This is a genomic window from Sorangium aterium (assembly GCF_028368935.1).
GTDB classification, from domain to species: domain Bacteria; phylum Myxococcota_A; class Polyangia; order Polyangiales; family Polyangiaceae; genus Sorangium; species Sorangium atrum.
This window is the reverse complement of record NZ_JAQNDK010000002.1, coordinates 1,129,980-1,143,775: the sequence shown is the minus strand read 5'-3', so window position 1 is coordinate 1,143,775 and position 13,796 is coordinate 1,129,980. Positions and strand designations below refer to the sequence as shown.

General features: G+C 73.3%; 11 protein-coding genes. 3 read left to right on the top strand and 8 right to left on the bottom strand.

Annotated features, from left to right (window positions below; genetic code table 11):
• Positions 1-45: 45 nt before the first annotated feature.
• The gene (locus tag POL72_RS19295; protein WP_272096907.1) at positions 46-1,398 is read right to left on the bottom strand and encodes an NAD(P)/FAD-dependent oxidoreductase; all 1,353 of its coding nucleotides are present in this window, start codon (positions 1,396-1,398) and stop codon (positions 46-48) included.
• A 56-nt stretch (positions 1,399-1,454) separates the two neighbouring features.
• Here POL72_RS19295 and POL72_RS19290 point away from each other — a divergent pair, with 56 nt between their 5' ends.
• Positions 1,455-2,687, top strand: a complete 1,233-nt coding sequence (locus tag POL72_RS19290) for a hypothetical protein (RefSeq protein WP_272096906.1) — start codon at positions 1,455-1,457, stop codon at positions 2,685-2,687.
• 20 nt (positions 2,688-2,707) lie between these two features.
• Here the strand turns inward: POL72_RS19290 and POL72_RS19285 are convergent, their stop codons facing one another.
• From POL72_RS19285 to fdhD, 5 genes are read right to left on the bottom strand one after another with little or no spacing between them, the layout of a single operon-like run.
• Positions 2,708-3,748: a GAF domain-containing protein gene (locus POL72_RS19285; protein ID WP_272096905.1), complete on the bottom strand. Its 1,041-nt coding sequence runs from the start codon at positions 3,746-3,748 to the stop codon at positions 2,708-2,710.
• A gap of 43 nt (positions 3,749-3,791) precedes the next feature.
• Complete coding sequence (locus POL72_RS19280; RefSeq protein ID WP_272096904.1) at positions 3,792-4,760, bottom strand: histone deacetylase family protein; 969 nt, start codon at positions 4,758-4,760, stop codon at positions 3,792-3,794.
• Positions 4,757-6,163, bottom strand: coding sequence for an aminotransferase class III-fold pyridoxal phosphate-dependent enzyme (locus POL72_RS19275; RefSeq protein WP_272096903.1), 1,407 nt, complete (start codon positions 6,161-6,163; stop codon positions 4,757-4,759). Before POL72_RS19275 ends, POL72_RS19280 begins: the two co-directional genes overlap by 4 nt.
• Before the next feature lie 34 nt (positions 6,164-6,197).
• Complete coding sequence (locus POL72_RS19270) at positions 6,198-8,522, bottom strand: FdhF/YdeP family oxidoreductase (protein ID WP_272096902.1); 2,325 nt, start codon at positions 8,520-8,522, stop codon at positions 6,198-6,200.
• Positions 8,519-9,403, bottom strand: coding sequence for a formate dehydrogenase accessory sulfurtransferase FdhD (gene fdhD, locus POL72_RS19265; protein WP_272096901.1), 885 nt, complete (start codon positions 9,401-9,403; stop codon positions 8,519-8,521). The genes POL72_RS19270 and fdhD overlap by 4 nt, the downstream gene beginning before the upstream one ends.
• Before the next feature lie 156 nt (positions 9,404-9,559).
• On the opposite strand from fdhD, the gene POL72_RS19260 reads away from it, so the two are divergent.
• Entirely contained in the window at positions 9,560-9,763 is a 204-nt protein-coding gene (locus POL72_RS19260; protein WP_272096899.1) for a DUF433 domain-containing protein, read from the top strand.
• A gap of 55 nt (positions 9,764-9,818) precedes the next feature.
• On the opposite strand, the gene POL72_RS19255 is transcribed toward POL72_RS19260, so the two are convergent.
• Both POL72_RS19255 and POL72_RS19250 read right to left on the bottom strand, forming a co-directional pair.
• Positions 9,819-10,805, bottom strand: coding sequence for a hypothetical protein (locus tag POL72_RS19255; RefSeq protein ID WP_272096898.1), 987 nt, complete (start codon positions 10,803-10,805; stop codon positions 9,819-9,821).
• Positions 10,802-12,223 carry an aminotransferase class III-fold pyridoxal phosphate-dependent enzyme gene (locus tag POL72_RS19250; RefSeq protein WP_272096897.1) on the bottom strand — a complete coding sequence of 474 codons (1,422 nt, stop codon included), beginning with the start codon at positions 12,221-12,223 and terminating at the stop codon, positions 10,802-10,804. The genes POL72_RS19255 and POL72_RS19250 overlap by 4 nt, the downstream gene beginning before the upstream one ends.
• An 81-nt stretch (positions 12,224-12,304) precedes the next feature.
• Between POL72_RS19250 and POL72_RS19245 the strand changes: the two genes are divergently transcribed.
• Positions 12,305-13,747, top strand: coding sequence for an aldehyde dehydrogenase family protein (locus POL72_RS19245; RefSeq protein ID WP_272096896.1), 1,443 nt, complete (start codon positions 12,305-12,307; stop codon positions 13,745-13,747).
• Positions 13,748-13,796 lie beyond the last annotated feature (49 nt).

Sequence of the window (13,796 nt, the reverse complement as noted above, 5' to 3'; positions counted from 1 at the left end):
TCGCGCGCGATCTCCAGGTTCGCGCGGGAGCCGCCTCGCGCCGCCCTACGCCGCCTTGCGCGGCGAGCGCCCCGTCAGCTTGGTGTACGCGTGATAGCCGAGCCAGCGGAGCGGCTCGGGCGGGACGCCCCGGAGGGGGGCCATGTAGAACGGCAGATCCCGCCACCGCGCGTCGTCGCCCGCGTAGATGTCGCAGAGCACGCGGCCCGCGAGGTTGGCGAGCGTCACGCCGTGGCCGCTGTAGCCGAGGGCGTAGTACACGTTCCGGTGCTCGCCGCGCACCCCCATGCTGCAGAGCCGGCTCATCGTGATGCCGAGGGTGCCCGTCCAGCGGTGCGCGATCCGCAGCCGCTCGGCCGCAGGGAAATAGCCGGTGAGCCGGCGCCGGATGGCCTCGAACGCCGGCCCGGCCGAGTCGGGGGTGCCCGGGTAGGAGGTCTTGTTCCCGTAGAGGTAGGCGTACGCTGCGTTGCTGCCCCCGCCGAACACCAGCTCACCGGCGGGCGTCATGCTGGCGTACGCGATCCGGTCGCGGTCGTCGCTGAAGCCGGCGACCTGCCCCCAGCCGAGCGCGGCGCGCGCCTCGGCGTCGAGCGGCTCGGTCGCGATCACGTGCGAGTGCAGCGGGAAGACGCCGCTCTTGAAGTAGCCGAGGCGCGGCGTGTAGCCGTTGGTGGCGAGCACGATGGCCGCGGCCCGGACGATGCCCCCCGGCGTGGTCAGCTCGATCGTGCGCCCCTCCCGGATCCCGAGCACCGGCGTGTCCTCGTGGACGGCGACCCCCCACGCGAGCAGCAGCGGGCGCAGGCCGCGCAGCAGGTCGACCCCGTTGAGCTGCCCCTCGGTCGCGTCCAGCACGGCCCCGGCCGCGCCCCGGACCCCGAGCCGCTTCGAGAGCGCCGCGCTGTCCAGGTACTGTAGCGAAATGCCCCAGCTGGCCAGCTGCTCCACCCGAGCGTGCGCCGCCTCGGCCCGGCGCGCGTCGGTGAGCACCTCCAGGCATCCGTCGCGGCGGTGGCGCACCGGGAGGTCGTGCTCCTGGATCATCCCGACGATGCCGTCGATCCCCGCGCGCGTCGTCTCGTACACGCGGCGCGTGAGCTCCGGATCACGAGAGCTCACCCCGTTAATCCAGTTCAGCATCATTCCCCCGTTGCGCCCGCTCGCGCCGTTCGCAAGGTGACGCGCCTCGAGGATCATGATGCGGAGGCTCGGAAATCGGCGGATTAGATGGTATGCGGTGGAGATCCCGGTGAACCCTCCTCCGATGATGGCCACGTCGGCCGCCGCGTCCGCGCGCAGCGGAGGGACGGGCTCATAGACCGGGCCCGCCTCGCTCCACACGGAGCGCGCGGAATCGATGTGCGAGCGGGTGTCGACGAGCGCTGCGCGAGCCACGATGATCACCTATCAGAGGAATGCGCCTCTGGCACCATGAACCCCGGGAGCCCTGCTTGAAGCGACGTGTCCGGCTCTGCATGAAGGATCTCTTCCACCAGGACGTGGTGGAGATGATCGAGCGCGAAACCCGCAAATACCAGATCTGGTCCATCGAGGATCCTTCCGACCCGGACTTCGACGCGGCGTATCAGATCCTCTGGGACTGCTTCGGTCCTCACGGAGAGATGGAGCGCAGGGAGGCGATCGAGGCGTTCCTCCGCGACGACCCGTTCACGCCCGAGCCGTCGGGCACGTACATGCGCTACTTCCTGCTCGTGGCGCGAGACGCGGACGGAAAGGTGCGCGGCGTACGCGACGGCACCGTGCTCATCAATCCAGCGTACGCGCCGGACCTCTGCGTCATCTACCTCGCTCATATCTTCATGCTCCCCGAGGCGCGCGGGACGGTGCTGTCGTACTGGCTGCGCATCTCGCCGGTCGAGCTCGCCATGCAGTACCTCACCGACCTCCACGCGATGGGGAAGATCACGCTCCCCGCGCCCTCGGCCCCGGGCAAGTACTTCGGGATGAACGTCGATCTCGCGGCCGAGGTCGAGTACTTCACGCCGGAAGAGCGCCTGTCGTGGCAGCGCATCCTGTTCTACGGCCGCGGCGGGTTCGACGCGATCAACCCGCGCCACTTCCCCTACCGACAGCCCGACTTCCGCGATCCCGACGTGATCCGCGCGACCGGCAACCAGCCGTCTCCCTTCATGGTCCTCGTGCGGCGCATGGGCCGCGAGCGGCAGGCGCAGCTGCCGATCGACGAGGCGAGGGCGCTCATGCGGCTCCTGTACGACGACTTCGCGGATCACTGCGCGCCGCACCTGCTCGAGAACAGCCTCCAGCTCGTCCTCGACCGGCTGGAGGAGCGGGCGAAGCGGAAGAGCTTCGTCGAGCTCCTGCCGCTGCCGACCGGGCCCAGGGACCTGCACCGGTTGAAGCCGCTCTTCCGGCACAACGTGTTCACGAAGTACTACCCGGACAGCCCCGACGTCCGCGGCTACCTGAACAGCGGCATCCGCGAGAAGCTGCTCGCGAACCCGCGCCACCTCGACGAGGAGCTCGCCCACATCGCCCGGGAGCTGGAGACCCGTCCGCCGTTCGTCTACGGGAGCCGGGACAAGACAGCGACCTGGGAGGGCACGCCGCTCTCGCCGGGCTCGGAGCCGATCCCGGACGGGGCCGACCCGGGCGAGATCACCCGCGAGGTGCCGGCGCCGGCGTCGACCCTGCCGCCGCGGTGATCACCACGGCGCCGCGCTGATCACGCCGCCCCGGGCGGAGCGGCGGCGCCGCTCCCGGGGCCGGCCGTCGCGGCCCGCGCGCGCAGGGCGCCCGCGCGGAGCTTTTGCACCGCCGCGGAGGCGGCCTCGTGGGCGTCGAGCGCGCCGCGCAGCACGAGCGCCCGCCCCTTGGCCGCGGCGGCCTCTCCCAGCGTCCCGTCGAGCACGCCCTCGGCGAGCCGGACGAGCGGGCCGATCTCGGCGAGGTTCCGCGCGAGCGCCCGGGCCTCCGTGGCGAGCCCGGACGCCGCCTCGCAGGGCGAGGCGCTCGCGATGGCCGCGGCCTCCTCGCAGAGCTCGTCCGCGACGGGGCCCATGTCGCGCCAGCACGACACGGCCGCGCGCAGGCTGGCCGGCGTGACGTGCGTCGCGCGCGACGCGGGCGACGCGTCGATCCCGCGCGCCGCGTCGACCCGCGGCCCCGCCTGCGCCGCGGCGATGACGGGCGAGAGGGCGAGGAGCGCGCGCTCCAGCGCGCGCGTGGCCTGCTCGACGCGGACGAGGCGCTCCTGCACGTCGGCGCTGGCCAGCGGGGCGTCGCCCAGCGTGAGCGCGGAGAGCCGGCCGGAGACGTCGATGGCGAGCTGCTCGAGGGCGCCGACGATGCGCTGGTCGAAGCGGCGCGGGACGACGTCGAGCACGCAGAGCGCTCCGAGCACGTGCCCGTGCGCGCGCACCGGCACGCCCGCGTACGCGCGGATGCCGTAGCTCTCGACGAGCTCCTTCGGGACGCGCTCGTCGCGCAGCGCGTCGTCGACGATGAGCGGCACCTCGTCGAGCACGACGAGCTGGCAGAACGAGTTGCTCCTCGACGTCGCGCAGCTCACGGCGAGCTCGAGGGGGAGCCCGTATTGCGCGCGCAGGAGCTGGACATGGCGCACGAGCAGGCTGACCACGGCGATCGGCGACCGGGCCAGCTTGGCGGCCCGCACCACGCAGGCGTCGAGGATGGCGTCCGCGTCGGCGCGCAGCACGGCGCCGCGCAGCTCGGCCAGGCGGGCGGGGTCGTTCAGGTCGGCCATCGCGCGATGCTACCCTGCCTGGCGGGGCGCAGGTCGGCCGAGGTCACCCCGGGCGCGCCGCCGCTCCCCTCGCCCGCGCCGCCGCGATGAAGGTGCGGAGGTGCACCTCGACCACCCGGCTCACGTCGGGCGTGTACCCACCCGCGAGCACCCACGCGATCGGGATGCCTCGCTCGAGCGCGGCCCGGAACACGATCGCGTCGCGCGCGTAGAGATCGTCGTGCGTCAGGTCGAGCGGCGAGTACGGGTCCTCGCGGAAGGGGTCCGCGCCGGCCTGGTACAGGATCAGGTCGGGCGCGGCGCGGTCGATCGCCGGGCCGAGGTGCCGCTCCAGGATCTCGAGGTAGGCGGCGCCGCCGCTCCCGCCCGGGACCGGGACGGACCAGCAGTTCTCCGTGTCCGGGGCGCGCTCGCCCTCGACGTCCCGGTACGCCCGGTTCTGCTTGTACCAGCTGCCGTAGATGGAGAGCTGGAACGCCCAGGGGCGCGACGCGAGCAGCGAGGCGGTGCCGTTGCCGTAGTGGAGGTCCATGTCGACCACCAGGCCGCGGCGGATGCGCCCCTCGGCGCGCGCGCGCTCCAGCGCGACGACGAGGCCGTTGAAGGTGCAGAAGCCCTCGCCGTGGCCCTCGTGCGCGTGGTGGAAGCCGCTCGCGAGGTTGCCCGCGACGCCGTCCTCGAGGGCCGCGGCGGCGGCGGCGACGCAGCCGCCGTTCGTGAAGCGCACCGCCCCGGCCAGCGCCGGCGACCACGGGAACTTCTGCGACTCGGCCAGCGCCCGGGGCTCGCCGGTCGCGATCGCCTGGACGTACGCGGGCGCATGGACGCGCAGGAGGTCCTCGTCACAGGCCGCCTCGGGCTCCTCGACGCGCGCGGGCAGGCCGCTCCGCTCGATCGCCTCGCGCACGAGGGCGAACTTGCGCATCGGCATGACATGCTCGCCGATGTCCGCGAAATAGCGCGGCGTGTGGAACACCCGGATCGGGGGCGAGGCGGCGGCGTCAGAGGTCACTTGCAGACCGACTCGAGGTGGTCGAGCGCCTCGCCGACGTGGCGCGAGGCGAAGATCAGCGCCGGCCGGAAGCGGAGCGTGCGATCGCCCGAGCCGCCCACCTCGAGGCCGCGGTTGCGGAGCGCGGTGAGCGCCGCGTCGCGGCGGGCGGCGTGGGGGAAGTCGACAGCGGCGAAGGTGCCGCTGCCCCGGGCGCCCGAGAGCACCCCGGGGTAGCGCCGGCAGAGGTCCTCGAGGCCGGCGACCAGGCGCTCGCCGGTCGCCCGCGTGTTCTCGAGGAGCCGGTCGCGCTCGATGACCTCGAGGATCACCTCGAGCTGCGCGCCGCGGAGCGGGTCGCCGAGCCAGGTGCTGAAGACGCGCAGCGGCTCGATCGGCGCGAGCTCCTCGCGGCAGTAGAAGCCGCCGAGCTGCATCTTCTTGGAGAACGTGACCATGTCCGGCGGCTCGGGCAGGTCCCACGCCTCGTGCGCCCAGAGCGCGCCGGTCCCGCCGCCGCACGTCTGCACCTCGTCGATGATGAGCGCGACGCCGCGCTCCGCGGTGAGGCGGCGGAGCGCCTGGAAGAAGGCCGGGCTCGCGTGGCGGTCGCCGCCCTCGCCCTGGATCGGCTCGACGATGACCGCGGCGACCTCGTCCGGGTGCGCGTCGAGCGCCGCCTCGACCGCCTCGAGCGAGCGCGCCTCGGCGGCGCGGTTCTGCTCGGCGTGCGCGGCGAGGGGGAAATGGCTCGCGGGGAACGGCGCGACGGGCCAGTCGAACGCGGGGATGTCGAGCTTGTGGATCGGCTTGCTCCGCGTCGCCGAGAGGGCGCCCATGCTGCGGCCGTGGAAGCCGCCCTCGAAGGAGAGCACCTTGAAGGCGTTCACGCCGGGCTGCCGGTTGAGCATGGTCGCGGCGAGGTCGCCGTCGCTCGGCTGCGCGCCGCCGCGCCGGCGCCGGGCGAGCCGGATGAACGCGGCCTTGAGCGCGTTCTCGACCGCCTCCGCGCCGGTCGTGAACGTGAAGACGCGCGTGTGCCCCTTCGGCGCGACGCGCATCAGCGTCTTCTCGACGAGGTCGACCCACTCGGGCGCGGGCGCGACGCCGAGCGCGGAGCGGTAGCCGGCGCACCAGTCGAAGCGGCCGTCGCGCCACGCGGCGAGCAGATCCGGGTGGTTGTAGCCGATGGGCACGGCGGCGATGTGCCCGTACACGTCGAGCAGCACGTTGCCGTCCACGTCGACCATGTAGTTGCCCAGGCTCTTGCGCGCGTCCTGATAGAAGTGGATCGGGCGCGCGTCCTGGTAGCGATGGTGACGGGCGCGGAGCGCCTCGGACGCAGGCCCCGGGATGGCGGTGCGCATCGAGGCGCGCTCGGGCTCGCCGGGGATGGGCGGAGGGGAGTGGGTCTGGGCGTTCATGGTCGGACTCCAATGCAACGGCAGCGGCGGAGCGTCACGCAGATCCGTCGGCCGCGGCGGCCGGCTCGACGCGCACCACGATCGATTTCGACGCGGGCGTGTGGCTCTTCTCGGCGATGCTGCCGAGCGGCACGAGCACGTTCGCCTCGGGGAAGTAGGCAGCGACGTTGCCGCGGGGGATCGTGTACAGCACGACGCGGAACGCGCGCGCGACGCGCTCCCCGTCGGAGAAGCGGCTCGTGACGTCGACGAGGTCCCCCTGGGCGAGCCCGCGCTCGGCCGCGTCCTCGGCGTTCATGAACACGACGCGGCGCCCGCCCCGGACGCCGCGGTAGCGGTCGTCGAGGCCGTAGATGGTCGTGTTGTACTGGTCGTGGCTGCGGATCGTCATCATCAGGAGCTCGCCCGGCTCGAGATCGTGCCGCGGGAGCGGGTGGATCACGAAGTTCGCCTTGCCCGTCGCCGTGCGGAACTCGCGCCGCGCCGCGGCGTTCGGCAGGGCGAAGCCGCGCGGGTCCCGGACGCGCGCGTTGAAGTCGTCGAACCCGTCGATCGTGCGCTCGATGAGATCGCGGATCCTGTCGTAATCGGCGGTGAGCTCCTCCCACGGCACGCGCGAGCGCGCGCCCAGGGCCGCGCGGGCGAGGCCCGCCACGATGGCCACCTCGCTCCGCAGCAGCTCCGAGGCCGGCGGGAGGCCGCCGCGCGAGCTCGAGACGACGCCCATCGAGTTCTCGACGGTCACGAACTGCAGGCCTCCAGCCTGCACGTCGCGCTCGGTGCGGCCCAGGCAAGGCAGGATGAGCGCGCGCCTGCCCGTCACGAGGTGGGCCCGGTTCAGCTTGGTCGAGACGTGCGCGGTGAGGTCGCACCGCGCGAGGGCGCGGGCGGTCAGGGCCGTGTCCGGCGTGGCCGAGAGGAAGTTGCCGCCGAGCGCGAAGAAGACGCGGGCGCGCCCCTCGGCCATCGCCGCGATCGCGGCGACGGTGTCGAGCCCGTGGCGGCGCGGCGGGGCGAAGCCGAAGTTCTGCTCGATCCGATCGAGGAGCTCCGCGGGCGGGCGCTCCCAGATGCCCATCGTCCGGTCGCCCTGCACGTTGCTGTGCCCGCGCACCGGGCACGCGCCCGCGCCGGGCCGCCCGATGTTGCCGCGAAGGAGCAGGAAGCTCATCACCTGCTGCACGTTGGCCACGCCGTTCTGGTGCTGCGTGAGGCCCATGGCCCAGCACGCGATCGTGCGCTCGGAGCGCATCGCGATCTCGGCCGCCGCCCGGATCCGGTCGCGCGGGACCCCGCTCTGCGCGACGATGTCGTCCCAGGGCGCGCCGCGCACGGCGCCCGCGAACGCCTCGAAGCCATGGGTGTGGCTCGCGATGAACGCGCGATCGAGCACGGCGCCCGGCCTCCGCTCCTCCTCTTCGAGCATCTCCTTGATGATCCCGGTGAAGAGCGCGACGTCGCCGTTGATGCGCACCTGGAGGAAGAGCGTCGAGAGCGGCACGCCGGAGCCGACGAGATCGAGCGGGTGCTGCGGGTGCTGGAAGCGCTCGTTGCCGGCCTCGGGGAGCGGGTTCACCGTCACGATCTCGCACCCGCGCAGCCGCGCCTCGCGCAGCGCCGAGAGCATGCGCGGGTGGTTCGTCCCCGGGTTCTGCCCGACGACGAAGATCGCGTCGGCCAGCTCGAAATCGTGGAGGGATACGGTCCCTTTGCCCACGCCGATGGCCTCGCGCAGGCCGACGCCGCTCGACTCGTGGCACATGTTCGAGCAGTCGGGCAGGTTGTTCGTCCCGAGCTCGCGCACGAACAGCTGGTAGAGGAACGCCGCCTCGTTGCTCGTGCGCCCCGACGTGTAGAAGAGGGCCTCGTCCGGCGAGCCGAGGGCGCGCAGCGACGAGGCGACGATGTCGAGCGCCTCGTCCCACGACACCGGGCGGTAATGCGACGCGCCCTCGTCGAGCAGCATCGGGTGGACGAGCCGCCCCTGCTTGCCGAGCCAGTGGTCCGACTGCCGCGAGAGCGCCTCGACGCTGTGCTCGCGGAAGAACTCGGGCGTGACGCGGCGGAGCGTCGCCTCCTCGGCGACCGCCTTGGCGCCGTTCTCGCAGAACTCCGCGATCGAGCGCTTCTCCTCGGGCTCGGGCCACGCGCAGCCGGGGCAGTCGAAGCCCTCGCCCTGGTTCACGCGGAGGAGCGTGCGCACGGCGCGCGCGACCCCCATCTCGCCGACCGCGTGCCGGAGCGTCGCGGCGACCGCCGGGAGCCCGCCGGCCGCCGCGCTGCGCTCGCCGATGCTGGGCGCCTCGGGCTCCAGAGGCGGCTCCGCCTGCACGTCGCGCGGCACGTCGCGGGCCGTCACGACGCGGCCTCCGCCGGGACCACGACCGGGACCTCGATGCGCTCCCGGCCCGCGTACACATTGAATCGCCCGTCGCGCGCGAAGCCGACGAGCGTCATCCCGTGCGCCGCGGCGAGCTCGGCGGCCAGGCTCGAGGGCGCGCCCACCGCGACCATCACCGGGATCGAGGCCCGGAGCGCCTTCTGAACGAGCTCGAACCCGGCGCGCCCGCTGACCATGAGCACCGCGCCCGGGTCGGGCAGCCGCCCCGCGAGCAGCGCGGCGCCGATCAGCTTGTCGACTGCGTTGTGGCGCCCGACGTCTTCGCGCAGGTCGGCGAGCGCGCCGCCCGCGTCGAAGAGGGCCGCCGCATGCAGCCCCCCGGTCCGCCCGAACACCGGCTGCGCGCCGCGGAGCCGCGCCGCGAGCCCGTGCACGACGTGCGGCGCGATCCGCGGGACGCTCCTCGCGAGCGGCGCGGGCGGCGCGCACGACGCGACGTCAATCGACGCCTTGCCGCAGACGCCGCAGCTCGCGTTCGCGACCGCGAGGGCGCGCTCGGTGCGCCCGAGATCGACGGCCACGTCATCGCCGAGCGTGACGCGCACGAGGTCGCCCGAGGGGCCAGAGCGCTCGTCGACGTCGACCACGTCGGCGGCACGGGAGATGATCCCCTCGGCGAACAGGAGCCCGATCGCGAGCTCGCGATCGTTGCCAGGCGTGCGCATCGTGATGCCGAGGCGTCGCGGGGCGCGGGCTCCCGACGCCATGGGGAGCGCCCCGCGGGGGCGCGCGACGACGACGATCTCGAGCGGCGCTTCGACGGCGAGCAGATCTTCGGCGTCCGAGGCAATCTCGCCCGTGATCGTGCGTATCGAGACGTGGGCTGTGCTGGACGGCATGGCGGGGTGGTTCCGGACTCCGTCATCCTAGCCTGCTGCGCCCAGCAGAGCAGGTCGCTCGGGAGGATGTGTTCGATGGTCTGCCAGCGCGGGCCATGAGGCGGCGATCACGCTGCTATCCTCCAGCCGACGGGACGATGACAGGAGGAGAGCCGGATGGAAGATTGGATCGTCGCGCGCCCGGGCCTGCTCGGGGGTAAGCCCTGCATCAAGGGCACCCGCATCAGCGTCGAACTCATCCTCGATCTGCTGGCGAGCGGCGCGACACGTGAGCAAATCCTGGAAGCTTACCCGCAGCTTCCTGCTGAAGGTCTCTCGGCGGCGCTGCGGTACGACGAGCGCAGCTTTCAGAGACCTTGATGCAGCCAGAGGTTCCTTGCGTCGAGCGCCGTTGTTGCCCGAGCCGCCCGACCCCTCAACCTCCCCACGCCGCGCAGAGCCTCTCGAGCTCCCGCTCGGGTACGTCGAGCGGCGCCTTGCCGCGCCACGCCGGCGGGAACAGCGGCATCACCGCGCTCCGGAGCACCGGCGCGAACCCCGCGACCTCCGCCGGCCCCCGCGGGATCCGGATCAGGGGCACGCGCTCGCCCGGGAACGCCGCCAGGCGCGCGAGCGCGTTCTCGCGGATCGGCGCGAGCTCGCTCTGGCTCACCTCGCGCGCGTGGACGGCCTGGTAATGGCGCAGGAACGACTCGGCCCGGGCGCGCGGGATCTCGTCGCGCTCCTCCTCGCCGACCTGGCGCACCACCGCGAGCAGCGGCAGCGGCACCGGCGTGACGCCGAGCGCCGCGATGTCGCGAAAATCCGGCTGCGCGTACGGGAGCACGTCTGGCGGGACGATCGCGAACCCCGCGCGCCCGTACGCGATGAGCCGCACCACCGTGTCGCGGTCGTCCGGATCGACGGCCTCCATCTCGGCGGCGAGCATCACCTCCGCGCCGCCGCCGCCGGCCCCGTGGCCCCCTGCGAGCCCCGCGTCGCCGATCGCGCGGCGCGCGAGCGCGACGGGCGCCGCGCGCAGCAAGGCGGCGAGCCCGGTGCGGCGGAAGGCCGGCAGGACGAGCGCGTGCGACAGGAGCGCCACGCAGCGCCGCGCCGCGCGGTCCAGCGTGACGTAGCAATCGCGCACGCCGGCGAGGTGCCCCTCCGCGTCGCGCGCGAGCAGCAGGTGGTACGTCGCGGAGATCGGCGCCCCCGCATCCGTGTGCGCCCCGGTGAGCCACGCCCAGAGCACCTCGCGGCGCTCGAGCTCGCCCTTCGGCCCGAAGACCGCGTCGAGCGCCCGGTAGCCCTCGTCGAACGCCGCGCCGTCCTGCGCCTCGTCCACGGAGAACTGCGCGAGCGCCCGCGCGACCTTCTCCGGCCCCTCCCCCGGGCAGACGTCGCGCGGATCGACGATCATCCGGCCATCTCGCGCAGCACCGCGTCGAAGACGCCGATCGCCTCGTCGACGTCCGAGACCGTCGTGATGAGGTGCGGCCGCAGCCGCACCGAGCGCGTCCCCGTGTAGCTCGCGAACACCCCGCGGCGGAGCGCGCGCGCGAGGAAATCGTCGCGCGCCGCGGTCGTCGGCAGGTCGAACGCGAGCAGGAAGCCGCGGCCGCGCGGCTCGCTCGCGAGCGCGGGGTAGCGCTCGCAGAGCTCCTCGAGCCGCGAGAGGAAATGGCGGCCCGTGGCGCGCACGTTGCCGAGCAGGTCCTCGGACTCGATCGCGCGGAGCGTCGCCAGCGCGATCGCGGACCGCGCGCGGTCGCCGTTGCGCGTCTGGTACATGCGCCCGAACTGCGCGACGTCGTACGCCGACGTCGCGAAGAACCCGCCCATCTGCATCTTCTTCCCGAAGCACATGAGATCGGGCGGGCGCGGCAGATCGAGCTGCTCGTGCGCCCACAGCGTGCCGGTGATCCCCATCCCGGTCTGCACCTCGTCCAGGATGAGCGCCGCCCCCGCCTTCCCGGCGAGCTCCTGCGCGCGGCGGAAGAAGGCCGGGCTCGCGTGCCGGTCGCCCCCCTCGGACTGCACGGGCTCGACGATCACGGCGGCCACCCGGCCGTCGTGCGCGTCGAGGATCCGCTCGAGCGCGGCGAGGGCCTCCGCCTCGGCGCGGTCGTTCTCGTCGGCGAAGCGCGCCAGCGGGAAGCGGCTCGCGGGGAAGGGCGCCGTCGGCCAGGGGAACGCAGGCAGGTCGGCCTTGTGGATCACCTTCGAGTGCGTGGCGGACATCGGCCCGAGGCCCCGACCGTGGAACGCCCCGGCGAACGACACGACCACCGCGTCGGTGCCCGCGTTGTCGAGGATGCTCTTCTGCAGATCCTCCGGCAGATCGAGCGGGTTCCTCGGCAGCCCGGCGGCCTCCCGCCGGCGCTCGCCGTGCCGGATGAACGCCGCCTTGATCGCGGACTCGACGCCCTCGCCCCCCGCGTCCACGCAGAAGACGCGCGCCATGCCGCGCGGCGCGAACCGCTGCTCGAGCGCCTCCACGAACTCGAACCAGGCCGGCGTCGTCACGAACGGCGTCGACGTCGGGTTCGCGACGGCGCGGATGAAGCCCTCGCGGTGCGCCACCTCGACCAGCGCGGGGTGGTTGTAGCCGAGCGCCCCGAGCGCGAAGTTCGCGAACAGGTCCAGGAACACGTTGCCGTCCACGTCGACGAGCGAGCACCCGCGGCTCGCCACGTCGTCCATCACGACCGCGCGGTACCTCGACTGCATGTCGAAGCCGCCGCGCGCCATCCAGGCCCGCGCCTTCGGTCCGGGCAGCTCGGTGACGACTCTTCGCGGAGGGACGGACGGGAGCGTGGGGCGATCGGAGAAATCCATAGGCAGCACGAGTATCCCGCACACCGGGGCAGGTGTCATCGCCGCTTGCCGCCCCCGGGTGCGCGGGTTTACGACGGGGGCATGGGTGACACGCGCGAGACGGTGAAGGGGCTTTGGATCGACAACGCCGAGAGGGAGGCGCTCTCCGGCGAGACGTTCGAGACCGCGAACCCCGCGACGGGCGGGGCGCTCGCGCGGCTCGCCCGCGGCCGCCGCGAGGACGTGGACGCGGCCGTGGCGTCCGCGCGCGCCGCGTTTCCGCGCTGGGCGGCGATGGATCCCAACGAGCGCGCGCGCATCCTGTGGAAGGCGGGGGAGCTGATCCTCGCGCGCTGCGAGGAGCTGGCGCGGCTCGAGGCGCTCGACACGGGCAAGCCGATCACGGCCGCGCGGACGATCGACGTGCCGCGCACGGCGGACACGTTCTTCTACTTCTCCGGGTGGGCGACGAAGCTCGGCGGCGAGACGATCCCGGTCCGGGGTCCGTTCCTGAACTACACCGTGCGCGAGCCGCTCGGCGTCATCGGCGCGATCATCCCCTGGAACTTCCCGCTCCTGCTCGCGGCGCGGAAGGTTGCGCCCGCGCTCGCGGTGGGCAATGTGGTGGTCGTCAAGCCGCCGGAGGAGGCGAGCCTCACGACGCTGGAGCTGGCGCGCATCCTCGCGGAGGCGGGGGTGCCGCCGGGGGTCGTCAACGTCGTCACGGGGCACGGCGAAGAGGCCGGGGCTGCGCTCGTCGAGCACCCGGGCGTCGCGAAGATCTCGTTCACGGGCGGCACGGAGACGGGCAGGACGATCATGCGCGCGGCGGCGGGCACGCTGAAGAAGCTGTCGCTGGAGCTGGGCGGCAAGAGCCCCAACATCGTCTTCGCGGACGCGGACGTGGAGAGCGCCGCGAAGGCGGCGGTGACGGCCATCTTCTACAACCAGGGCGAGCTCTGCACGGCGGGGAGCCGGCTCCTCGTGGAGCGGGCGGTGCACGACCGCGTGCTGGAGGTGGTCACGAGCGGCGCGCGCCGGCTGGTCTCTGGCGATCCGCTCGATCCGTCGACGCAGATGGGCCCCCTCGTCTCGGAGGCGCACTTCACGAAGGTGCTCGGCTACATCGACCGTGGCACGGCCGAGGGGGCGCGCCGCGAGACCGGCGGGCGCCGCGAGGGCCCGGGGTTCTTCGTCGAGCCGACGGTGTTCTCGGCGGTCTCCCCGTCGATGAGCCTCGCCCGCGAGGAGATCTTCGGCCCCGTGCTGGCGGTCCTCCCCTTCGACGACGTGGAGGAGGCCGCGCGCGTCGCGAACGCGACCGAGTTCGGCCTCGCGGCGGGCATCTGGACGCGCGACGTCGGCAAGGCGCACGCGCTGGCCGCGCGCCTCTCGGCGGGCACGGTCTGGATCAACACGTACAACCGCTTCGACGCGGCGAGCCCGTATGGCGGATACAAGCAGTCCGGCTTCGGGCGGGAGAACGGCCGCGCGGTGCTGGACGAGCTGACGCAGCTCAAATCGGTCTGGGTCTCGCTCGGCTGAACGGGACGCATCGGCGTTGACGACGCGCCCCGCTCTCGTCTCACTCTCC

Excerpts from the sequence above, each read along its gene's own strand:
- POL72_RS19285 (WP_272096905.1), bottom strand. The coding sequence starts at position 3,748 with ATGGCCGACCTGAACGACCCCGCCCGCCTGGCCGAGCTGCGCGGCGCC.
- POL72_RS19275 (WP_272096903.1), bottom strand. The coding sequence starts at position 6,163 with ATGAACGCCCAGACCCACTCCCCTCCGCCCATCCCCGGCGAGCCCGAG.
- fdhD (WP_272096901.1), bottom strand. The coding sequence starts at position 9,403 with ATGCCGTCCAGCACAGCCCACGTCTCGATACGCACGATCACGGGCGAG.
- POL72_RS19260 (WP_272096899.1), top strand. The coding sequence starts at position 9,560 with ATGGAAGATTGGATCGTCGCGCGCCCGGGCCTGCTCGGGGGTAAGCCC.
- POL72_RS19255 (WP_272096898.1), bottom strand. The coding sequence starts at position 10,805 with ATGATCGTCGATCCGCGCGACGTCTGCCCGGGGGAGGGGCCGGAGAAG.
- POL72_RS19250 (WP_272096897.1), bottom strand. The coding sequence starts at position 12,223 with ATGGATTTCTCCGATCGCCCCACGCTCCCGTCCGTCCCTCCGCGAAGA.
- POL72_RS19245 (WP_272096896.1), top strand. The coding sequence starts at position 12,305 with ATGGGTGACACGCGCGAGACGGTGAAGGGGCTTTGGATCGACAACGCC.